The following is a 19,370-nucleotide window of genomic DNA, read 5'->3' on the forward strand; positions in this document are numbered from 1 at the left end:
ATCCCTCGTCCTTCTTGATGAGGTGCGCCTGCGCGGCATCGACTTTCAGCTATTTGATCCGCGTGGTCTCTACCCAGAAAACGACCGCATGAGTTTTGTCTTTATCGAGTCCCCCGAACACCACTTCATCGATGGCCGTCTTGTAAAGATCTCTGGAACAGACGGAGCAACGGTTCTGTCATGTCCCAACCTTCGATTGAAGTCCTATCTGGAAGATTGGACCGACTGTCTATTCTCTTGGACCCGCTTCTTCCTAATGGGCGACCTGTGGTGGCGCCGCCACGAAGAGCTTCAAGGCTACTCTGACTATCGCGGTGTCTTCGAAACTGTGCAGACAACGCGTGGCAGTACTGAAGCGGAGATGGCGACGTTTGATGCGGTGCTTTCCACATTCATGCAGCACGCGGAACATTGGCGCTACGAGGTGCAACGTACGGCCTAGATAGCCGTCTCGCTAAAAGCGCCCTTCGTCTGGAATGTTGAGCGTTTCTCCGCACGCTTTACAGTGCACGGCGTCCACCTCGTGCCGTTGCAACCCACAGCCAGGGCACGGATACCGCACCTTTTGTGGCCTCAGAAGCGTTTGAAGCAGCCGCAAGAACAGGGTCACGCCAAAAATCATGATTCCGACGGCAACCAGACGGCCAAATGAGCCGTGGAGAGTGATATCGCCGAAGCCCGTCGTCGTAAGCGTTGCGACCGTAAAGTAGAGCGCATCGACGTAATTGCGGATCGCAGGGTTCTGGTAGTGCTGTGTCTCGTATACGAGACCGGTCGTAATGAACATGAACACGATCAGGTTCACGACAGCCACGATTGCTTCCTCATTGCGGCGGAAAAACGGGAAGTCCACGCGCAACGTCGCCATGAGCTGGTAGGTATGCAGTAGACGGAGCGTGCGCAGGATTCTTAGGAACCCGAGGCCTTCTCCGACAATCGGTGCCAGGAAGGATAAGATGGCAATGATGTCTGCCCAAGTCGAAAAGTGAGCGAACTCGCGGCCTGGATGCGGACTTACCCAAAGTCGCGCTAGGAACTCGATCAGGATGACGACGCCAAAGCAGACGTCGAGCACCTCGATCCAAGGTGCATTGGGTCTGAAGGACGTGAAGATGATAAAGGCGACCGTGATTAGGTCGAAGGCGAGGATCCCGTAGCGAAACCGATGAGCTGCCCGGCTATGGCCGTGATAGAGCAGCCGCAAACGTTCTCGGAACGACTTGTCTTGCGGTTCGGCCTCCTGAGCCGGTTGTGTTCGCTCGCCGCCGTTGGCTGCCTTGGAATCGGACGAGGACGGCGCCTTCGTAGGTGTCGTCTGAACAGATGTCATTTGACTGCAGCGAACCCCGCGTTACCTGTGCCTATCCCCAACGGTCAGTCATACAGTCCGGCGTCTTTGGAGTACAGAATGACAGATCTCACGCTTTACCATGCCGCGCCGTCTCGCTCATCCCTTGTGCGCTGGATGCTGGAGGAACTGGGCGAGCCCTATGAGGTTGAAGTGCTTGTTCTATCAAAAGGAGAGCACCTCACAGAGGACTACAAAGCAATCAATCCCATGGCAAAGGTGCCCGCACTGCGCCATCGCAATGTGGTCGTCACCGAAGCAGCTGCAATCTGCACCTATCTGGCCGATGAGTTTCCCGATCGCGGCCTAAATGTCCCGATTGGCGATCCGCTGCGCGGACCCTACTTGAAGTGGCTGTTTTTTGGGCCGAGCTGTATCGAACCTGCGATGATGGATAGTGCCTTTCCGCGAAAAGAAGCGCCACATCGCGGCACGATTGGTTATGGCGATCTTGCGCTGGTCATGGACGTCGTTTCTCAGGCTTTGGCGGGCGGCCCCTATCTCTTGGGTGATCGCTTCACAGCGGCCGATGTCGTGGTTGGTTCAACGCTGCGGTTTGGCATTGCATTCAAGCTATTGCCGGAGCGACCCGAGGTCATGGCCTATATCGGTCGTCTGCTTGAACGACCCGCTATGCAACGAACGCTCGCACTTGATGAGGAACTTGCCTCTTCCTAGCTGCTGCCTCGAAGGTTGAAGAGGCGCAGGAGTAGGGCCGTGCCCAGGCCCCAAGTGGCATTCAGCAACATCGAGACGAGATAGCGCGGCCACAACGATGGCGTCTCAAGCCCCTTCAGAGGCGGCACAACGAAGAACGCTACGAGGGGAAGAGCAATTGCGCCGGCCAAGATCCAGGAGAACCAGTAGCCAGTGCCGCTAAGCCGGGCCAGGATCGGCGCGAGCACCAGGCCCCATAGTCCGCCCCAGAAAGCTTTTGATAGCAGCGAGGGCACCCCTAGCGGTGGCACTGCGTCTGTTGGCCAGGCCGGGCGGGTGAGAGGTATCAGGCCGACGTTGTTGAAAACATACCAGAGCCCTTGGTGGAAAATGAGCGTGGCCAAGAACCCGGCTGCGAAGCCTGCTAGCAACAATCTCAGCGACATCTCGATCCCTCAAAAGAAGGCGCAACAGCATCCTATCAAGCATAGCTGCAAGGGAGCGATTGCGCACGGCGAGAGAGGTCCAGCGCCGATTTGCCTCTTGGACACCGTCATAGGATTGGCTTATTTCAGGGGCCGTATCGGACGGCTGTCATCGACGAGGTCTTTTTTCAATGGAGCGCGCGACAAAGAAGGCGATCAGGCGGTTTGGTATCGCTGGGGCCGTGCTTTTGCTTGGCCTCATCTTGGTGCCCTTGCTGACGATCTTCTATCTGGGCTGCGGCTTGATTGACGTCATGCGGAATAAGCGCCGCGACGCAATGGTGTTCCGCAAGTATTTCATGGGTAACGGCATCACGACCTGGCTACTCTCGCCCCTGAATCTGTTGGTGGATTTGTTCTGCTATCGGAACAAGGGCGTCTACAAGCTCGATGATCTTCCGCCGGAGTGGCGCGAAGAGGTCAACTCGGTCCTCGATATCTTCCGCAATCAGAAAGACGCAATTGTCGCGGAGATCGACGAAACATTCGAGGACGGTCGCCGGGGAATGTATGTTTACGAGTGGTACGGCAAGCGCAAAGAGCACGCTGTTGAGGGGCTGAAGCGGGACTATAAATACGTCAAGACGATTGCCGTCTCGGTGTTCTCAGGCAAGGAATCCACCTCATTCCATTACGGGCCGCTGCGTATGACGCTGCGTGTTTTGTTCAACCTCACCCCTGTGGATACGGACAAGGTCTATATTCAATGCGGCTGGGAAAAGCACTTCTGGCGCGATGATCCGCTGTACATCTTCGACGACACGCTGATCCACCGATCAGTTAATGACTACGACGCGCGGCGCTTCGTCGTGTTCATGGATATTGTGCGCCCCACCGCCTATCCCGAGCTGCTCAGCAAACTTATTGCCGGTGTGTCCGTTCTTGTCGAACGCGCCAATGCCATGTTCTACAAAAACTGGAAAATGCTGCGCCCGGGCGCGAAGAGCGCAGAGCCGCCGACACCTCATTCGGAAGCCGCGTAGTACGCAAGTCTGGGGAACTTCGGCCGTGCTAACCGTGATCTCCGGAGGACAAACCGGAGCCGACCGTGCCGCTTTGGAAGCAGCGACGGCGACGGCGGTGCCGTATGGCGGATGGTGCCCGAAAGGGGGTTGGGCAGAGGACATGCCCGAGCCGCCTGGCATCTTGGCGCTCTATCCTGGATTGCGCGAAACACCCTCTAGGCAGCCATCGCAGCGCACCGATTGGAATGTGCGGGACTCTGAGGCGCTGCTGGTGCTTGTCGGCCAAGGAGGCATCGATGTTTCAAAGGGGACCCGGCGAGCTGTCCAGCACGCGGAAGGGCTAGGCAAGCCCGTTGCAATAGTGAGTGTTGTGGACCACGAGGCGGAGATACATGTGCGGCGGTTCTTGAAGCCCTTCGACAACCTGCCCGTTTGTATCGCTGGTCCGCGGGAGAGCGAGTCGCCGGGGCTGCAAGGAGCCGCCCTCATAGTCCTCCGATCCGCTCTATCGGCACAGGCGGCAGGCAGCTAGCCGAACACATTCAGCCAGTCATTGGGATCTGAGCGGCTTCTATGGGTGTCCGCCTCGCCAAGGGGGGGAACCCGGAGGCCGCTGGCGAATTGTGTCCATATCGAGGCAAGGGCCGTATGCTGGCGCGGCTTATTATGGGAGTGTGGAGAGTGAAGATCGGAGGAGGATGCAATGACGTACAATGCGATGCGGAGTTTGTTCGCCACTGGGCTCCTGGGCGCGGGCCTGGCTCTTCTTGCCGCGGCACCTGTTGCTGCAATGGGGAGCCTTGTCGGAGGCGACGAAATAGACAATTGCTCAAACGAAGATGGCGCGTTCAACGACGCGGCCTTTGTTATAGCAACGAGCCCCAAGCCGGGAGAGCGGGTAGAAAGCGGGTTCGATGTCACTGGTTGTTCCCGGACCTTCGAGAGCAATGTGCAGTGGAGGCTCTTGGCCCGGGACGGCTCGGTGCTTGCCAGCGGAAACACGTCCGGCGGCGGTGTTGACGGGCCCGGAGCCTTCAGTTTCGTCATTCCCTACACGGTTAACGTTCAGCAGGTCGGGCATTTGGAGGTCTTTGAGGAGGATGCATCGGACGGAGAGGGGTTTCCGCCGGGGCGGACAGTGATACCCATCATCCTCAAGCCCTAGCGTCGCCTTCGCAGAGAAGCCGGCCGCTCCAGAACTTCGTGGAAAGACATCGCGTGGCGTCTTAAGAAGACGGCGCCGTGGTAAGTTGTGACGTCCGCACGAACATGATTCTTCAGGAAAGGGGGGAACCATGCTGGAAGTGCTCATAGTCATACTGATCGTCGGCGCCATTGCCGGTTGGCTAGCCGGCCTTTTAGTTCAAGGAACCGGATTTGGCCTTCTCGGCGATATCGTCGTTGGTATCCTGGGCGCCCTCGTAACCGGATTTCTGCTTCCTAAGATCGGCATCGTCCTCGCCGTGGGCGGGGGCATTCTCGGGTCAATTATCGCGGCCTTCATTGGAGCTGTTATTCTCTTGGTCGTCGTGAAGCTGCTAAAGAAGCTGTTTTCTTAAAGAATCACCATTTTTCAACGTGTTAGCGGTTTTGAACGCCGTTCCACTGATCCGTGGAGCGGCGTTCTGCCGTAAAGGTTGCGTGCTCGCTTGGTTACGATCGTTGCTGCATTGCAACATGCCCGGCGAAATGAAACATTTTGCCGCATCTTGTTACCAAGAGAACACGTTTTCGTCACAACCTGAACCTCCCGTCGTCAGAATTATCGAGCAAAAGCGCCCGCCTGAGCGGTTTCTTCCGCTTAGTTTAAATATCTGTGAGATGTATACATGAGGATCCGGATGCCGTTCAGCATCAGAGTTAGTTTGTTTGTCTTCGTATTGTTTGGGTTAGCCATGCCCGCTCACGCTGGTGACGTGGCCAACGATATTAATTATTCGGGTGCAGCGCACAATGCAGGTGCGGGTCTAGCGAAGGCAGCGGCCGTCGTTGCTGAGCAGATTGAGCCAGCAAGCCAGACGAGTGCTGTGGAAGCCGGTAAAGCGGCGAGCGGCGTATTGTCGGCAGCGCTAGAGGTGGCCGCACAGGGCGTTGGATCAGACCGCCGACTGAATGCAGAACAGGCGCGCGATCTGCGGTGCTTGGCCGAAGGCATTTATTTTGAGGCGCGCGGCGAGCCGTGGCGCGGCCAGCTGGCCGTCGGACGGGTAATCCTGAACCGCGTTGCGAGCAAGCAGTATCCCGACACGGTTTGTGATGTCGTTTACCAGAACAGTCATCTCCACAACCGTTGCCAATTTTCCTTTGCGTGCGATGGCAAGGACGACAGCATTCGCAACGCGGACGCATGGTTTAGCGTGCGAGGTTTTGCCTCTTGGCTGTTGGCCAACACCGAGAGCAAGCCTAGTGGGAGCGATTACCAGGTTCTCGCATCGCTCGAGTCTGCAACGCACTACCACGCGGATTATGTCCTTCCGCACTGGGCCAAACACTTCGAGCTCACAGCGCGTATTGGGCGACACATTTTCTATTCAGATCCGAGCGTTTAACCCAACGGACGGCGGGGCGGCCCACGCGGTCGTCCTCTTGCAAATCCTCAGCCTCAGCATATCTCTAAGGCATAAGCATCTTCATCTGGCTTATGTGGGAGATGACCATGCGTTGGCTGTTTATCGCACTTGCGCCTCTAGCCCTTGCCGGCTGTGTCACAGAACAGGGGCCTGCTTTGCCCATGACGTTGGCGCCGGCGGAGACCGCTCGGGCAGACTGTCTGACTTACGGTGACACGCCAGCTTTCGGCGAGTGCCGGCCCGAGCGTGACGATTCCGCTCGATAGCGCCACAACGTGCGGGTCTGCGAACGGAACGCTTCACACGTTAACGACATAGCCTTCGGCCGCGCTGACCGCTGTCAACGCCGGTTTCAAACGCATTCTGGATCGAGAGCGCTTGCTGGCGTCGCCGTGAGCGGCTACCACAACGCGCCATAGGCGCTGCGCCAACGTCGATTCTGGATACCGCCTCCCGGAACTATCGCTGGATTTTGGATCGATACGATACGAGCCATGACACGCCGAGCCATGTTCAGCAGCCGCCTGGAGCGCCGAAGGCAAGTGCGCCGCTTTGCCAGGCTCGTGGGTTTCACGGTCTTTGTCGTCGGGCTGGGTTTCGTTGCCGTCTTTGCGGTTCAGGGCTTCGAGTTTCTCGGTATTGCGGACGCGGACCGCCTACCGCTTGGCGTGGCGGTATTGGGCGCCATCGGCGCTGTACTGGGATTTTCCCTGCTGGCCTATTTGCTTGTCCGCATCTTCAGCAAGATCGAGTAACCGACGTCTAACTGTCACAATGAGACCAGTGACGAAGGCCCTCGGGGCGATCTAGACTGCGCTTTGGCTCGCAACGCGCAAAATGGGAGGGACGATCCATGGATCTTGCCGGGCTATTGGTTCAGGCCGTCTCTGGTGCTGTCGGTGGCAGCGCCGTGGGTTCGGCCGCGAAGAACTATTCTCTGGGACCTATTGGGAATGCCATTGCTGGCGCCGTCGGTGGGGGCGTCCTGGGTCAGCTGATCGGCAGTGTTGCCGGCCCTATGATCGAGGGGTGGATCGGAGACATTCTCGGTGGTGGTGTTGGCGGAATCGCTATGACGCTCATTGCCGGTCTCATTCGCAACATGACGGCAAAATAGCTGCTGCAGCGGCTGGTACGGCGCCCCAACAGGGCGCCGTATCGCTATAGCTTTCAATTCATCACGGACTTTGCGTTGTTCCGAGACTGACGAACGGCTTCGCCAAGCGGCTGGTATCGGGTCTCGCAGCAGACAAAGGGTCGTGTGCCTCCAGAATGTTGTTCCCTATCGCGCCCGTCTGCCGGGCTATCCCGAGGTAAACCATGGCCGAGTTCGAATTCCCAGCAGATATGAAATGGGTCCCTGAAGGCAAGGGCACTGCTCATGGAGCGAACAACGCCGTGATCGAGGCGCTTCGGCAACTCATCAGAGCGAAGGACAAGAAGGCAGTCAGAAAGATCCTCCAGGGCTGGGCGCCAGAGGACATCATGGAACTGTTGGTGAAGCTGCCATTCAAGGCGGCACGCCGGTTGCTCGATATCCTGCCCGACCAAATCTCTTCACGGGTTCTTTCGGAGCTGCGACCACAGTATCGAGCCGCCATCACACGAGACGAAACGGTAGAACGCCTTCGAGACTTGATCCTGCGGATGCCACCCGAGAAAGCGTTCGAGACGTTTCAAGACTTGCCTGATGATGTCCAAGACCGTCTTGGTCCGGATCTCAAGTCAATCGAACCGATCCAGGCATCCCGCAAGTTCAGCAAGGAGAGCGCTGGCGAGATTATGCAGCGACGCCACGTCGCGCTGGCGCCCGAGCGCACTGCCGCAGAGGCAGTCGCGGCACTTCAAGGGGCGTCCGACATGATCGGATCGGTCGATACGGTATTTGTGATCGACGCGGTAAATCGTCCGATTGGCGCCTTTAAGCCCCGCGCGTTGCTGCTTGTGCCGCCCGACACACCACTCTCCAAAATAATGTCGCGTGATTTTCCTGTTGTTTCCTCAAGCACGGACCAAGAAGAGGCTGCCCTCGCGGCAAGCGGCGCGGAGTTCAAGAGTCTGCCAGTCGTGGACAACGACGGAAAGCTTGTCGGGCAAATCACGACGAAAATGCTGCAGCGTGTCATCGCGGAGGAAGCCGCGGAAGACATGCTCAAGCTGGGCGGGGTCAACGAAGACGCACGACCCACAGATTCTGTTCCCAAGATCGTCCGCAATCGGCTCCCATGGCTGCTCGCCGGTTTGGGCGGCGCAACGATAGCTGCGCTGATTATCGGATCGTTTGAGGAAGAGCTTGAGAAGGCAGCGATCTTGGCGGCCTTTATCCCCGTTGTCATGTCGATGGCGGGAAACGCAGGTCTTCAGGCATCAGTCGTTTCGGTTCAGGCTTTGGCAATGGGTTCGAACTGGCCGGGAGACCGACTGATCTACCGGTTTGGCCGGGAGCTTCTAGGGGCGATCTTGAACGGCGCGATAGCCGGCGCGATCCTCGCGAGCCTCATCTTTGCGGGCTCGCTCATCTTCGAGGTGGAAGACCCCACAAGTCTCGCATTGGCGACGTCGATGTCCCTGCTGACCGTCACAACGATTGCCGCAATAGTCGGATCTTTTGTGCCGCTGGCGCTAGATCGACTTGGGATCGATCCTGCGGCGGCGACTGGAGTCTTCATCACGACAAGCAATGACGTTGTCGGCGTTCTGGTTTACTTCCTCATGGCAAGCGCGTTCTATTTCTGAACGAGCTCAGGACAATATGCGCAACTTCTACGAATCGACCGTAAGGGGTCTTTACAGTCGAGCGGAAAGGGCTAGTAAGGGTTGGCTGTTTGAACGAGATCTGGGGACCATAATGGCGCGTTGGGTATTTCTCTGGCTGCTTTTTCTAGGCAGTTTTGCATTGTGCATTTCGCCGCAACCGTCATTTGCGCAGGACGCCGCTGCGCCACCGGCTGAAGCGGAAGTCCTTTTTCCTAGTCAGCTTACTGACCCTCAGGTGACGCTTGAGGATCTCGAACTCCTTACGGTGCCGCTGACCGTCGATCAGCTCAAAGCTCTCGCCGGAAAATGGCTCGACATTGTACAGAGCAAGACCGAGGAAGTCGTTGACACGCAAATTGCCGTGTCGAAGGCTAGCGGCGCGACCGCAGACGCGCAGCGGGAGAAACTCACCAAGCTTTACGCCGAGCGAAACGAGCTTTTCGATCGGTATGCCTCGGTCGTCAATGCCTGGGAAAAGAAGGGCGGCGATACAAAGGAGATCAAGGTCTATCGCGACTACCAGGATGCCATTTTCTTGGAGGAGACGCGCAAAGCGGACGCGCAGACGCTCATGTCCTGGGCCATGGACTGGCTCTCGAGTGAGGACGGCGGGATCGCATTGGCCAAGAATGTCGGGATCGTCCTCGTCTCATTCCTAGCGTTGTTGTTTGTTGCGCGAATGGTCCGGAAGATCGTCCGGCGTTGGATAGGTCATGTGCCGAATATCTCCGACCTGCTTCAAGCCTTCATCGTTGGCATCGTCTACTGGATCGTTCTGGCCGTTGGGTTGATGCTGGTGCTTTCCGGACTGGGCGTGGACGTTACACCGCTCTTTGCACTGTTCGGCGGCGCCTCTATCATCGCCGCGTTTGCTATGCAGGATTCACTCAGCAATCTGGCGGCGGGCCTAATGATCATGATCTATCGGCCATTCGATGTGGGGGACTACGTGGACGTGGGTGGTGTTGCCGGGACGGTAAAGAGCACCAACATTGTCGCAACGACAGTTACGACGCCTGACAACCAAGTCATCGTTATTCCGAACAAGAATGTCTGGGGCAATGTGATCACCAACGTCACGGCAAGTGATACGCGCCGCGTGGATCTTGTCTTTGGTATTAGCTACGACGATTCAATTCCTGAGGCGCTCAAGGTGCTGGAGCAGGCGGTTGAGGCGCATCCGTTGGTCTTGAAGGACCCTGCGCCGGTTATTCGCGTGAACGAACTCGCTGACAGCTCGGTGAACCTCATTTGCCGTCCCTGGGTCAAAACGTCCGACTACTGGACCGTCTATTGGGATCTGATGCGTTACGTCAAAGAGCTATTCGATTCCGTGGGTATCTCGATCCCGTATCCGCAACAGGATGTTCACTTTATTCCTGCCGATCCCACCAAGGTGACGCCACCTCCGGCCATCAAGAAGGCGCCTTCCTCCGGTAAGACATCGATATCTAAAGGTGACGAAGGTCGCGACGACGGCAAATAGTAACTAGGAGTCTTCCCCATGCATAAGCGTCCCAAGTCCTTTGCAACCTGTGTCAGAACGCTAGCCGTCGCCTTGGCTCTGACTGTGCCTCTACCCACCGCTGCCATCGCGCAGGTTACAATCGATGTCGGTAAGATCACGTGCGACCAGTTCGCTCTGTTCAAGGTTTCCGATCCCGATACGATCGCTGTTTGGCTTCATGGCTACTACAGTGGCAAGGAGAACAATACCCTTGTCGAAGTCGAGAAGCTCAAAGCCAACGTCAAGAAGCTGCGCGACTATTGCCTGCAAAACCCTGATACGAATTTGCTGACTGCTGTCGAGACTTTAATGGGGGAGTAGCCCGTTTCAGTGCGGGTGATCTGAGAGACGTCTCTTAGGGCCGGCGCCACCTTGGTATCGGAAGCAGACGGGGGTGCGGAAGCACAAACGGTATCGTGCTGATACAGATCGCACCGGTAGCCGGCATAGGCTTCGCCGGCGGAGGCGGGCACTAAAGTAAGGGTATTTAGCACCAACTTGCTTCGTCGTCTTTAGGTCGACGCAGAAGTTCCTGTACGTTGGCTTCGAGGAGGCGATAGCCCACGTTGCCGAAGAGTTTCTGTCGGCCTTCGTTCATCAAAAATGTCGGGCTGCCTGCAATGCCGTTGTCAGCCGCGTGTCCATAGTCGATGACGAGCGCAGCCAGGGCCTCCGACGAGCGAAGCTTTTGCTCTATCTGCCGAACATCGATTCCAAGTCGCGTCGCGATGTCTCGCTGTACGCCCCAGGTGCCGATGTCCTTGGCTTCAGCAAAGAAAGCATGACGTATGTCGCGTGCAGCACGCGTTGAAAGTCTGTTGAGATATGGCGGCAACGTCGCGCTCTCAGATCGCTCCACGAGTTCGACCGCCTTTAAGAACTGGTGGGAGCTTGCCGAAGTCCGAGGGCGCCCACGGAGCCAGACTTGGTCGCTAACGATTACGTGGTCGAATCGCGCGGCGACGTCTCTCACGTGTTCATTGAAGAGTTCAAAACCGCCTCGGCTCTCGATCTTGCCCCAGGCGTCTGCAAACACGGAACAATACCGCGGAATGATCTCGATCTGGCTATCGAACTGAGTTGCCAGTTCCTCCAGCCGGCGCTCGGCAACATAGGCCCAAATACAAAGCACGTCGGAGTAGTAGTCGATCTGAACCTTTGACATTAGCCCCTCGTACACTTTCGAGAAGTAAGATCTGTTACATGACATCAAACCTTGCGCCAGGGCAAAGCCGCCCCATCTGAGATCGGGTGAATGACGAGATTGTGCGCGGTGTGTTCGGATCAAGCTGTGCTATGATGTATTTGGGCAGTTAGCCGTTTGCGGGAGGGAGTTCCATGCAGGGAGGCGTGATGAAACGGATAATGTGTGTCCGTGACCTTTTGCTCAGGGGCGCGCTGTTCGCCTGTGTCTTCAGTGTGCTGACGGGCTCGGCGTTTGCTTCGATCGTCATAAAAGTGGATAAGCCGACCCAGACCATGACAGTTTCTGTGGACGGCGAGATGCGCTATCGCTGGCCCGTCTCGACGGGTGCGACCGGTTACTCCACGCCAATCGGCAGTTACACGGCCTTCCGCTTGGAGAAAATGCACTACTCCGTGGAGTGGGATGGAGCGGGCATGCCTCATTCCATCTTCTTCACATCGCGAGGTCACGCCATTCACGGCTCCAATAATCCCGGTATGGGAACGCCGCGCTCTCGCGGTTGCGTACGACTCTCGCTTAGGAATGCTGAGACACTGTTCAACCTTGTTGAAACCCGAGGCGTCGCTACGGCGAAAGTGGTTGTGGCAGGGGCAGACCCGGCGGGGAATTGGGCGCCCACTTCGGCGCCCGGTACAGCCAGAGCACTCAGTGGGAGCCAGTCGGGTCGCGGCACTCAAGTGCGTCAACGTCGTGGTCCGTTTGGCGGGCTGTTTCGGCGGCGGCCGCGCTGACGACCCGATCGTTTGACCGGGGCCAGCGCTATGCGAAACAGCGCGCAGCCAATCAGTAAGGCCGAGGCGAAGGTCTTTGTGATTTCGGCCATTGCTCTTTCGGCGACGGTCGCCAATGCAACATTTTGGTTCGGTGTGTTCGGCCGCATCTTCTTCACGCATATCCTCTACATCTGGATTGCGGCGACGGCAGCGCTTCTTGCGAGCTTCTTTATCCCACGGCTGGAGACGCCACTTCTGAAACTGCCTTGGCAAGGGCGTTTCCTGTTGGCGCTGCCGACGTGCTGGCTCGTACTTGCCGCTCTTGTCGATGTAGACAGTTATCAGCCCGACAGCCCGGCCACTTGGGCGCTGTGGATCCTAACGTTGGTGAGCGCGTTAGTGACGTTTCCCTACCTACTTTATGTGATCATTCTCGCGGTCGTTCCCGACATCGACCGTTTGACCCATCCGAAACTGATTGGGGCACTACTCGGTATATTGGCGGTGATGGGGACAGCAGGGTATGCGCTTGGTACGCATCACGATCTGTTCCTCACCTGCGAGAACTTTAAGGCCGGCGGTCATGACATCCCTGAGAATTGTCGCGCCGCAGGTGATGCGGTCCCAAAATAGGGCAGAAGAAGGCTGCGGGCCGCAGCCCCTTCGAGGGCTAGGCCTGTTCCAACAATTCCGCTCGACGCGCCATGAGCGCGTCCAGTTTCTCTTGTTGGTCGGCGATGCGGTTTGCATTGCGTTCTTCGTCTGCGGCGCCGGAAAAAGCGGCAGCCTGCTCCATTAGCTCACGGAGATTATCCTCGACGATTTGAATACGCCGTTCCACTTCCTCTAGGCTCAGATCTTCAATGCTCATCGTTTCTCCTTAGGGCTGATAGAATTGGCCCAGTCTAACAAGCCGACGCCCCTGCGTGACTTTGCTCTGGATCAATAATGCCTCTTTGATGCGGTTCCGTTACCCTGCTGCGTCTGAAAAGGTCGCAACTCATTTGAGGCGAGCTTCCAGCGGTACACAAGTTTTCGAGATAGAGCGGTTAGCCTCCATGACTTCGGTCCAAAAGCTCTTCGTGCTGCTTTGCGGGTATGAAATTGTACCCTTTAGTCTCTGCCTGCGCGGGGGCGGGGACCGGTTCGTGATGAGCGTACCCATCTCCGCCTATCTCTTGGAGACGAGGGAAGGTCTGGTCATTTTCGATACCGGCTTTGATCCAAGTCTGCTGCGCGACGCTGAAGAGCGCGAAAAGCACTTCGAGGCCCATGGCTGGGAGACACCTGTGGTGTGGCCGCAACATGAGATGCTGGACCAGCTGGGGCAGATTGGTGCAGCGCCCGCAGACATCCGCCATGTGATTCTGAGTCATGCGCATTTCGATCACACCGGCAACCTGAAGCACTTTCCGCGGGCGAAAGTCTGGATGCAGGAGGCGGAGCGTGATTACGCGTTTGCCGATCCACCGCATCTCGGTGTTTTGAGACACGATTTTGATGACCCCGATATCGACTGGTGTTGGGTCGACGGGGACCACGAGATCATGCCGGGGCTAAAGCTCGTGGCGACGCACGGTCATACGCCAGGGCACCAATCCGCGCTCGTGACGCTGCCCGAAACGGGCACAGCGGTGCTCGTTGGCGATGTGGGCGACTGGCTTCAGAACTTCGATGAAGAGATCCTTCCCGGTGAAGCGTCGGACGATGTAAAGGCGCTTGAGAGCATCCGTCGGATCAATGGTCTAAGACGAGACCTCAACGCGACGCTCTTCGTCGGCCACGACCCCTATCTCATTCAAACACAAAGGCTCGCACCCGATTTCTACACGTAGAGAATGCCACTCTCGGGCGAAGCCCCGGCCGCACGAGGCCCCGCCCGTCCAACGGAAAATGATCCCGGCCGTGACGAGCGGGGAGCGTTGAGACGCTTCGGCTCTAGAGGCCGCGCGCCCAGGCAGGCCTCAAGGGGGCCGCATCAGGAGCGTTGATGGCCGCGCGCAATTCTTGCAGCAGCCGTGGCTTATCCGCGTTCAAAGTCCCTCTCAGGATCAGCCAGTTCGAGGCGTGGTCGCTGCGGAAGACGGTCCGTTTCAGTTCCAATTGGGACAGGAGCTGCTCCATTTCCTGCATCAAACCCAGCACGCTGAGCGGCTCAAAGTCCGGGAAATTTTCGCGAAAGCGCGCCTCACCTTGCGGGAAGCTCACAACGAGCGTGGCGAGAAACTCAGGTTGCGCGGCGTTCATCAGCGCCGCCGAGTTTGCCGCATGCTGACGCGACAGCGCCGCGCCGCCGAGCCCGTTGAGGATCATAACCGAGCGTTTGATCCCCGCCTGCTGCAACTTGTCGAGCGCCTCTCGTGTGGTCTCGAAGGTCTCCCCCTTGTTGACCCGCGCCAGCACTTCGTCGTCGCCCGACTCCGCCCCCACATAGACGAGCGACAGACCAAGCTCTGCCAGCTCCCGAAGCTCCGCCACCGACTTCTTGCGCAAATTGCGCGGCAGGCAATAGCTCGACACCCGCCGGACGCTGGGCAGATCCTTGCGGATCGCTTCAAGGACGCTCACCAGGCGACGGGTCGAAAGCGTCAACGCATCGCCATCGGCCAGGAAGATGCGCTCGACACCGGCACCCATTTGTTCGGCGCAAGTCCGAATATTCCCTAGCACCTCCTCCTCGCTACGGGGACGGAACCGCTTCTGCGGGTCGGTGTACATTTCGCAGAACGTGCAACGGTTCCAGGAACAGCCGTCCGTGACAGGCAGGATCAGCGACTGCGCTTCGCTCGGCGGGCGGTAGACGGGTTCGACATAGCGGATGGGGAGTGCGGTCATCTTAAGAGCGACGGACTTTCCGTGAGCGGGTGGCGCGGCCAAGACAAAGATTATGGCACCATACGCGGCAATCGAGACATTTCGCCAGACAGTTCTTTTGCGCATGCTGGACACGCTCCAGCGTACGGACCATTAGCGCCAAGCGTCCCCATGGGGGATGGCACCATCGCCGATTGAACTTTATGTTGACTGACACCCGGTTTCCCGGTGCCAAGGTAGATTTGATCAAGCAGGAGAAGACATTGAGAAGCGCGTTCAGATTGGCCGTTCTAGCTCTGTTGGTTCTTCCGAACCTGGCCATGGCCCAGGAAATTGCCGACACGATTTACTCGGGCGGCCCGATCCTGACGATCAATGATGCTGCACCAACCGCAGAAGCGGTGGCGGTCAAGGATGGACGCATTATCGCTGTCGGAGCACTTACCGATGTCGAAAGGTACAAAGGCGATACGACCAAGCTAGTCGACCTTGGTGGCCGCACCATGCTGCCGGGCTTCGTGGATAGCCACGGTCACGTTGTATTCGGCGGTTTGCAGGCGCTGTCGGCCAACTTGCTCGCGCCGCCCGATGGCGAGGTCACGGACATTGCCAGCCTCCAGGCGACCCTGACCGAATGGGCTAAGGCGAACGCCGAGGCGGTCGAGAAGGCTGGCATGATTATCGGCTTCGGATACGACAACGCGCAATTGGCCGAGCTGCGCCATCCAACCCGTGAAGAGCTCGACCAGGTCTCTGAAGACTTGCCCATCGTGATCGTTCATCAGTCCGGACATCTGGGCGTTGCGAATTCCAAGGCGCTCGAAAAGGCCGGCATCGACGCCTCGACCAGAAACCCGGACGGTGGCGTGATCCAACGCGGCGCCGACGGCGAGCCTAACGGGGTTCTCGAAGAGTACGCCTTCTTCAACGTGCTCGTACCGCTCCTGTCCGATCTTGGGCCGAAAGCCACGGCAGCCTTTGCGCGAGCCGGCGCGGAATTATGGGCCAGCTACGGCTACACGACCGCACAAGACGGCCGGTCTTCCGCCGGTATCGTCGAGACGCTGAAGGCCGTCGACGCTGAGAACGGCCTCCCGGTCGATGTGGTCGCCTATCCCGATGTGCTGGAGGCCAAGGACTACATCAAGGACAATGTCTCGAAAGCGTATACGGGCCGCGTTCGTGTCGGCGGTTGCAAGCTGACGATCGACGGCTCGCCGCAGGGCTTCACCGCACTTAGAGATCGTCCGTACTACGATCCTGTCGGCAACTACCCGCCGGGCTATCGCGGCTACGCGGCCATTACGGCAGAGCAGGTCCGGGACGCCGTCAACTGGTGCTTTGAAAACGGGATACAGATCATCACCCACGCCAATGGCGAGGGCGCATCGGACATGCTGATCGCCGCCATCAGTGTGGCGCAGAGCGAATATGGTGACCCGGGCAACCGCCCCGTCTTGATCCACGGCCAATTCCTGCGCGAGGACCAAGTCGACAGCCTTAAGCGGCTCGGCGTCTTTCCGTCGTTGTTTCCCATGCACACCTTCTACTGGGGCGACTGGCATCGCGATCACACGGTCGGCCCGGTGAACGCGGAGAATATCTCGCCGACCGGTTGGCTCCGGCAGCGCGACATGATGTTCGGCTCGCACCACGATGCACCGGTGGCGTTTCCGGACAGCATGCGCATCCTTTCCGCCACGGTTACGCGGCGCACGCGATCGGGCGACATTCTGGGCCCGAGCCAGCGCGTGGACGTCATAACGGCGCTCAAGGCCATGACGATCTGGCCGGCCTGGCAGCACTTCGAGGAGGGCCTCAAAGGCTCGCTCGAGGTCGGCAAGCTCGCGGACTTCGTCATCCTGTCGGGCGACCCGACCGCCGTAGATCCCGAAACGCTGGCCGACCTCAAAGTCCTCGAGACCATCAAAGAGGGCACCTCGATCTATCAGGCCGAAGTGCGGAAGGGACGGCTCCAATACGGCCCTGGGCGGGAAGCCGCCGAGCCGTTCGCCCGTTTCTTGAGAACGCTGGCGCTCAACCGCGATACGGGCGGCCGCGCGCGCATGGGGCTATCGCCGTCGGCTCTTGCCCGCGCACCACATTCGCGCGCCTGCGTCGCCGCCGCGCTTGGCGACATAATCACGGCGGGCTTGGAGGCGGACGAGCCGCCCTCAAATAGCCGGTAGGCGATAGGGCGAAAAAGCAGGCCCTCAACTGGCGCGCCAGCGACAGGGTCCATGTTGCGGACAATACAACTAAGATTAGAAGGTTGCTAGCGACTCACTCCCCAGCCACCAGCTTCTTCCGGGGCAAGCCTTTAGCCGATGACTTTGCAGCCTTCTTTGCCGGGGCGTTCGCGGCGCTAGAGTTTGACCCACCAGCGGAACCTCGGCGCCCCAGCAACTGCTTCAGATATTGCCCCGTATAGCTGCCTTTGACGGCGGCGACTTCTTCTGGCGTGCCGGTTGCGACCACATGGCCGCCGCCGTCGCCGCCTTCGGGGCCGAGGTCGATAATGTGGTCGGCGGTTTTGATCACTTCGAGATTGTGCTCGATGACGATGACCGTGTTGCCCTGATCGACCAGCTCATGCAGCACGTCGAGAAGCTTCGCCACGTCGTGGAAATGCAGGCCCGTGGTGGGCTCGTCCAGAATATACAGTGTACGTCCTGTCGCGCGCTTGGACAGCTCTTTGGAGAGCTTGATGCGCTGCGCCTCGCCGCCGGAGAGCGTCGTTGCCTGTTGGCCCACATGGATATAGCCGAGCCCGACCCGGGCGAGGGTGAGCAGCTTGTCGCGCACGCTCGGCACCGCCTTGAACAGTTCGGCGGCCTCGTCCACGGTCATGTCCAGCACGTCGGCGATGGACTTGCCCTTGAATTTGATCTCCAGGGTCTCGCGGTCGTAGCGCTTGCCCTTGCAGACATCGCAGGTGACGTAGATGTCGGGCAGGAAGTGCATTTCGATCTTGATGACGCCGTCGCCCTGGCAGGCTTCGCAGCGCCCGCCTTTCACATTGAAGGAGAAGCGGCCCGGCTTATAGCCGCGCGTCTTTGCCTCGGGCAGCTCAGCGAACCATTCGCGGATGGGCGTGAAGGCGCCAGTATAGGTGGCCGGGTTGGAGCGGGGCGTGCGGCCGATGGGGCTTTGGTCGATATCGATGACTTTGTCGAGATGTTCGAGGCCGACGATCTCGTCGTAGTCGCCGGGCAGCTCGCGCGCATTGTTCAGCTTGCGGGCCACGGCGCGGTAGAGCGTCTCGATGAGGAAGGTGGACTTGCCTCCGCCAGAGACGCCCGTGACGCAGGTGAACAAGCCAAGCGGGATCGACACGTCGATGTCTTTGAGATTGTTGCTCCGCGCGCCTTTGACCGTCAGCGTCTTGCCGCGCCGGGGCTTTCTGCGCTCTTTGGGGAGCGGGATCTGCTTCATCCCGACGAGATATTGCCCGGTGAGACTGTCCGGGGACTGCATAATCTGCTTCGGCGTGCCTTCGGCCACCACTTGCCCGCCATGAGCGCCGGCGCCAGGGCCCATATCCACCACGTGGTCGCTTTCCAGGATCGCGTCTTCGTCATGCTCCACCACGACCACGGAGTTGCCGAGATCGCGCAGATGCTTGAGCGTGTCGAGCAAGCGAGCGTTGTCGCGCTGATGCAGGCCGATGGACGGCTCGTCCAGCACGTAGAGCACGCCGGTCAGGCCGGAGCCGATCTGGCTAGCGAGGCGGATGCGCTGGCTCTCGCCGCCTGACAAAGTGCCGGACGCACGTGCGAGAGTCAGATATTCGAGACCCACATCGTTGAGGAAAATCAACCGTTCACGGATCTCTTTGAGGATGCGCTCGGCAATTTCGTTCTGCTTGTCCGTGAGCTGATCGGGGAGCGTGTCGAACCAGTCCTTCGCCTCCCTAATCGACATGTCGGTGACTTCGCCGATATGGAGCCCGGCGATCTTCACCGCGAGCGCTTGCGGCTTTAGGCGATACCCGTCGCACGCCTCGCATGGCTGGTCGGACTGATAGCGCTCCAGTTCCTCGCGCACCCAGTTGGATTCGGTCTCGCGCCAGCGCCGTTCGATATTGGTGATTACGCCTTCGAACGGCTTCTCGGTTCGGTAGCGCCGCACGCCGTCGTCGTAGACGAAGGTGATGTCGTCGATGGAGCCGTAGAGCACGATCTCGCGGAAGTCCTCGGGAAGATCTTTCCACGGCTTCGTCATCGGTTGCTTGTAGTGCTTCGCGACCGCTTCCAGGGTTTGCTGGTAATAGGGCGAGGTGGCGGAGGTGCGCGTCCAGGGCGCGATGGCGCCGCGATTGAGCGAGAGCGCATCGTTGGGCACCAC

General features: G+C 58.7%; 23 protein-coding genes. 17 read left to right on the top strand and 6 right to left on the bottom strand.

Going from position 1 to position 19,370, the window contains the following annotated elements:
- A partial coding sequence (locus AC33YF_RS08705; protein WP_491776813.1) for a S1 domain-containing protein occupies positions 1 to 442 on the top strand: 442 nt, incomplete at its 5' end.
- Positions 443 to 454: 12 nt separating this feature from the next.
- Here the strand turns inward: AC33YF_RS08705 and AC33YF_RS08710 are convergent.
- Positions 455 to 1,330 (bottom strand): potassium channel family protein, encoded by an 876-nt coding sequence (locus AC33YF_RS08710; protein ID WP_491776814.1) that lies wholly within the window; start codon positions 1,328 to 1,330, stop codon positions 455 to 457.
- Between the two features lie 78 nt (positions 1,331 to 1,408).
- Here AC33YF_RS08710 and AC33YF_RS08715 point away from each other — a divergent pair, with 78 nt between their 5' ends.
- Positions 1,409 to 2,026, top strand: a complete 618-nt coding sequence (locus AC33YF_RS08715) for a glutathione S-transferase family protein (RefSeq protein WP_491776815.1) — start codon at positions 1,409 to 1,411, stop codon at positions 2,024 to 2,026.
- Here AC33YF_RS08715 and AC33YF_RS08720 read toward each other — a convergent pair.
- A complete protein-coding gene (locus AC33YF_RS08720; RefSeq protein ID WP_491776816.1) occupies positions 2,023 to 2,451 on the bottom strand; it encodes a hypothetical protein in 429 nt (142 codons plus the stop codon). The two genes, AC33YF_RS08715 and AC33YF_RS08720, sit on opposite strands and share 4 nt — an antisense overlap.
- Before the next feature lie 245 nt (positions 2,452 to 2,696).
- On the opposite strand from AC33YF_RS08720, the gene AC33YF_RS08725 reads away from it, so the two are divergent.
- The 11 genes from AC33YF_RS08725 to AC33YF_RS08775 all read left to right on the top strand — a co-directional run bounded on the left by AC33YF_RS08725 (position 2,697) and on the right by AC33YF_RS08775 (position 10,610).
- Entirely contained in the window at positions 2,697 to 3,473 is a 777-nt protein-coding gene (locus AC33YF_RS08725) for an aspartyl/asparaginyl beta-hydroxylase domain-containing protein (protein ID WP_491776817.1), read from the top strand.
- A 25-nt stretch (positions 3,474 to 3,498) separates the two neighbouring features.
- Positions 3,499 to 3,987, top strand: coding sequence for a YpsA SLOG family protein (locus AC33YF_RS08730; protein ID WP_491776818.1), 489 nt, complete (start codon positions 3,499 to 3,501; stop codon positions 3,985 to 3,987).
- A 171-nt stretch (positions 3,988 to 4,158) separates the two neighbouring features.
- Positions 4,159 to 4,620 (top strand): Gmad2 immunoglobulin-like domain-containing protein, encoded by a 462-nt coding sequence (locus AC33YF_RS08735; protein ID WP_491776819.1) that lies wholly within the window; start codon positions 4,159 to 4,161, stop codon positions 4,618 to 4,620.
- Positions 4,621 to 4,750: 130 nt separating this feature from the next.
- Entirely contained in the window at positions 4,751 to 5,014 is a 264-nt protein-coding gene (locus tag AC33YF_RS08740) for a GlsB/YeaQ/YmgE family stress response membrane protein (protein WP_491776820.1), read from the top strand.
- A gap of 270 nt (positions 5,015 to 5,284) precedes the next feature.
- On the top strand, positions 5,285 to 6,004 hold the full coding sequence (locus tag AC33YF_RS08745; RefSeq protein WP_491776821.1) for a cell wall hydrolase: 720 nt from the start codon (positions 5,285 to 5,287) through the stop codon (positions 6,002 to 6,004).
- Positions 6,005 to 6,111: 107 nt separating this feature from the next.
- On the top strand, positions 6,112 to 6,291 hold the full coding sequence (locus AC33YF_RS08750) for a hypothetical protein (RefSeq protein ID WP_491776822.1): 180 nt from the start codon (positions 6,112 to 6,114) through the stop codon (positions 6,289 to 6,291).
- Between the two features lie 228 nt (positions 6,292 to 6,519).
- The gene (locus tag AC33YF_RS08755; protein WP_491776823.1) at positions 6,520 to 6,780 is read left to right on the top strand and encodes a hypothetical protein; all 261 of its coding nucleotides are present in this window, start codon (positions 6,520 to 6,522) and stop codon (positions 6,778 to 6,780) included.
- Positions 6,781 to 6,878: 98 nt separating this feature from the next.
- On the top strand, positions 6,879 to 7,142 hold the full coding sequence (locus AC33YF_RS08760; RefSeq protein WP_491776824.1) for a hypothetical protein: 264 nt from the start codon (positions 6,879 to 6,881) through the stop codon (positions 7,140 to 7,142).
- 203 nt (positions 7,143 to 7,345) lie between these two features.
- Entirely contained in the window at positions 7,346 to 8,761 is a 1,416-nt protein-coding gene (mgtE, locus tag AC33YF_RS08765; protein ID WP_491776825.1) for a magnesium transporter, read from the top strand.
- A 112-nt stretch (positions 8,762 to 8,873) separates the two neighbouring features.
- Complete coding sequence (locus AC33YF_RS08770) at positions 8,874 to 10,268, top strand: mechanosensitive ion channel family protein (RefSeq protein ID WP_491776826.1); 1,395 nt, start codon at positions 8,874 to 8,876, stop codon at positions 10,266 to 10,268.
- An 18-nt stretch (positions 10,269 to 10,286) separates the two neighbouring features.
- Complete coding sequence (locus AC33YF_RS08775) at positions 10,287 to 10,610, top strand: HdeA/HdeB family chaperone (RefSeq protein ID WP_491776827.1); 324 nt, start codon at positions 10,287 to 10,289, stop codon at positions 10,608 to 10,610.
- A 166-nt stretch (positions 10,611 to 10,776) separates the two neighbouring features.
- On the opposite strand, the gene AC33YF_RS08780 is transcribed toward AC33YF_RS08775, so the two are convergent.
- A complete protein-coding gene (locus tag AC33YF_RS08780; RefSeq protein ID WP_491776828.1) occupies positions 10,777 to 11,454 on the bottom strand; it encodes a DsbA family oxidoreductase in 678 nt (225 codons plus the stop codon).
- A gap of 188 nt (positions 11,455 to 11,642) precedes the next feature.
- Here AC33YF_RS08780 and AC33YF_RS08785 point away from each other — a divergent pair, with 188 nt between their 5' ends.
- Both AC33YF_RS08785 and AC33YF_RS08790 read left to right on the top strand, forming a co-directional pair.
- Positions 11,643 to 12,227 (top strand): L,D-transpeptidase, encoded by a 585-nt coding sequence (locus AC33YF_RS08785; protein ID WP_491776829.1) that lies wholly within the window; start codon positions 11,643 to 11,645, stop codon positions 12,225 to 12,227.
- A 30-nt stretch (positions 12,228 to 12,257) separates the two neighbouring features.
- Positions 12,258 to 12,842, top strand: coding sequence for a hypothetical protein (locus tag AC33YF_RS08790; RefSeq protein WP_491776830.1), 585 nt, complete (start codon positions 12,258 to 12,260; stop codon positions 12,840 to 12,842).
- A 37-nt stretch (positions 12,843 to 12,879) separates the two neighbouring features.
- On the opposite strand, the gene AC33YF_RS08795 is transcribed toward AC33YF_RS08790, so the two are convergent.
- Entirely contained in the window at positions 12,880 to 13,080 is a 201-nt protein-coding gene (locus tag AC33YF_RS08795) for a hypothetical protein (RefSeq protein ID WP_491776831.1), read from the bottom strand.
- Positions 13,081 to 13,267: 187 nt separating this feature from the next.
- Between AC33YF_RS08795 and AC33YF_RS08800 the strand changes: the two genes are divergently transcribed.
- The gene (locus AC33YF_RS08800) at positions 13,268 to 14,044 is read left to right on the top strand and encodes an N-acyl homoserine lactonase family protein (RefSeq protein WP_491776832.1); all 777 of its coding nucleotides are present in this window, start codon (positions 13,268 to 13,270) and stop codon (positions 14,042 to 14,044) included.
- Positions 14,045 to 14,147: 103 nt separating this feature from the next.
- Here the strand turns inward: AC33YF_RS08800 and AC33YF_RS08805 are convergent, their stop codons facing one another.
- A complete protein-coding gene (locus AC33YF_RS08805) occupies positions 14,148 to 15,044 on the bottom strand; it encodes a radical SAM protein (RefSeq protein WP_491776833.1) in 897 nt (298 codons plus the stop codon).
- A 242-nt stretch (positions 15,045 to 15,286) separates the two neighbouring features.
- Here AC33YF_RS08805 and AC33YF_RS08810 point away from each other — a divergent pair, with 242 nt between their 5' ends.
- Complete coding sequence (locus tag AC33YF_RS08810; protein WP_491776834.1) at positions 15,287 to 17,212, top strand: amidohydrolase; 1,926 nt, start codon at positions 15,287 to 15,289, stop codon at positions 17,210 to 17,212.
- A 94-nt stretch (positions 17,213 to 17,306) separates the two neighbouring features.
- On the opposite strand, the gene uvrA is transcribed toward AC33YF_RS08810, so the two are convergent.
- Positions 17,307 to 19,370 (bottom strand): excinuclease ABC subunit UvrA (gene uvrA, locus AC33YF_RS08815; RefSeq protein ID WP_491776835.1); only part of this gene is annotated, 2,064 nt, incomplete at its 5' end.

Source organism: Methyloceanibacter sp., assembly GCF_058506495.1.

What these genes read in the sequence shown, in the direction of transcription:
- AC33YF_RS08710 (WP_491776814.1), bottom strand. Translation starts at nt 1,330, where the DNA reads ATGACATCTGTTCAGACGACACCTACGAAGGCGCCGTCCTCGTCCGAT.
- AC33YF_RS08715 (WP_491776815.1), top strand. Translation starts at nt 1,409, where the DNA reads ATGACAGATCTCACGCTTTACCATGCCGCGCCGTCTCGCTCATCCCTT.
- AC33YF_RS08720 (WP_491776816.1), bottom strand. Translation starts at nt 2,451, where the DNA reads ATGTCGCTGAGATTGTTGCTAGCAGGCTTCGCAGCCGGGTTCTTGGCC.
- AC33YF_RS08735 (WP_491776819.1), top strand. Translation starts at nt 4,159, where the DNA reads ATGACGTACAATGCGATGCGGAGTTTGTTCGCCACTGGGCTCCTGGGC.
- AC33YF_RS08740 (WP_491776820.1), top strand. Translation starts at nt 4,751, where the DNA reads ATGCTGGAAGTGCTCATAGTCATACTGATCGTCGGCGCCATTGCCGGT.
- AC33YF_RS08745 (WP_491776821.1), top strand. Translation starts at nt 5,285, where the DNA reads ATGAGGATCCGGATGCCGTTCAGCATCAGAGTTAGTTTGTTTGTCTTC.
- AC33YF_RS08750 (WP_491776822.1), top strand. Translation starts at nt 6,112, where the DNA reads ATGCGTTGGCTGTTTATCGCACTTGCGCCTCTAGCCCTTGCCGGCTGT.
- AC33YF_RS08755 (WP_491776823.1), top strand. Translation starts at nt 6,520, where the DNA reads ATGACACGCCGAGCCATGTTCAGCAGCCGCCTGGAGCGCCGAAGGCAA.
- AC33YF_RS08760 (WP_491776824.1), top strand. Translation starts at nt 6,879, where the DNA reads ATGGATCTTGCCGGGCTATTGGTTCAGGCCGTCTCTGGTGCTGTCGGT.
- mgtE (WP_491776825.1), top strand. Translation starts at nt 7,346, where the DNA reads ATGGCCGAGTTCGAATTCCCAGCAGATATGAAATGGGTCCCTGAAGGC.
- AC33YF_RS08770 (WP_491776826.1), top strand. Translation starts at nt 8,874, where the DNA reads ATGGCGCGTTGGGTATTTCTCTGGCTGCTTTTTCTAGGCAGTTTTGCA.
- AC33YF_RS08775 (WP_491776827.1), top strand. Translation starts at nt 10,287, where the DNA reads ATGCATAAGCGTCCCAAGTCCTTTGCAACCTGTGTCAGAACGCTAGCC.
- AC33YF_RS08780 (WP_491776828.1), bottom strand. Translation starts at nt 11,454, where the DNA reads ATGTCAAAGGTTCAGATCGACTACTACTCCGACGTGCTTTGTATTTGG.
- AC33YF_RS08785 (WP_491776829.1), top strand. Translation starts at nt 11,643, where the DNA reads ATGAAACGGATAATGTGTGTCCGTGACCTTTTGCTCAGGGGCGCGCTG.
- AC33YF_RS08790 (WP_491776830.1), top strand. Translation starts at nt 12,258, where the DNA reads ATGCGAAACAGCGCGCAGCCAATCAGTAAGGCCGAGGCGAAGGTCTTT.
- AC33YF_RS08795 (WP_491776831.1), bottom strand. Translation starts at nt 13,080, where the DNA reads ATGAGCATTGAAGATCTGAGCCTAGAGGAAGTGGAACGGCGTATTCAA.
- AC33YF_RS08800 (WP_491776832.1), top strand. Translation starts at nt 13,268, where the DNA reads ATGACTTCGGTCCAAAAGCTCTTCGTGCTGCTTTGCGGGTATGAAATT.
- AC33YF_RS08805 (WP_491776833.1), bottom strand. Translation starts at nt 15,044, where the DNA reads ATGACCGCACTCCCCATCCGCTATGTCGAACCCGTCTACCGCCCGCCG.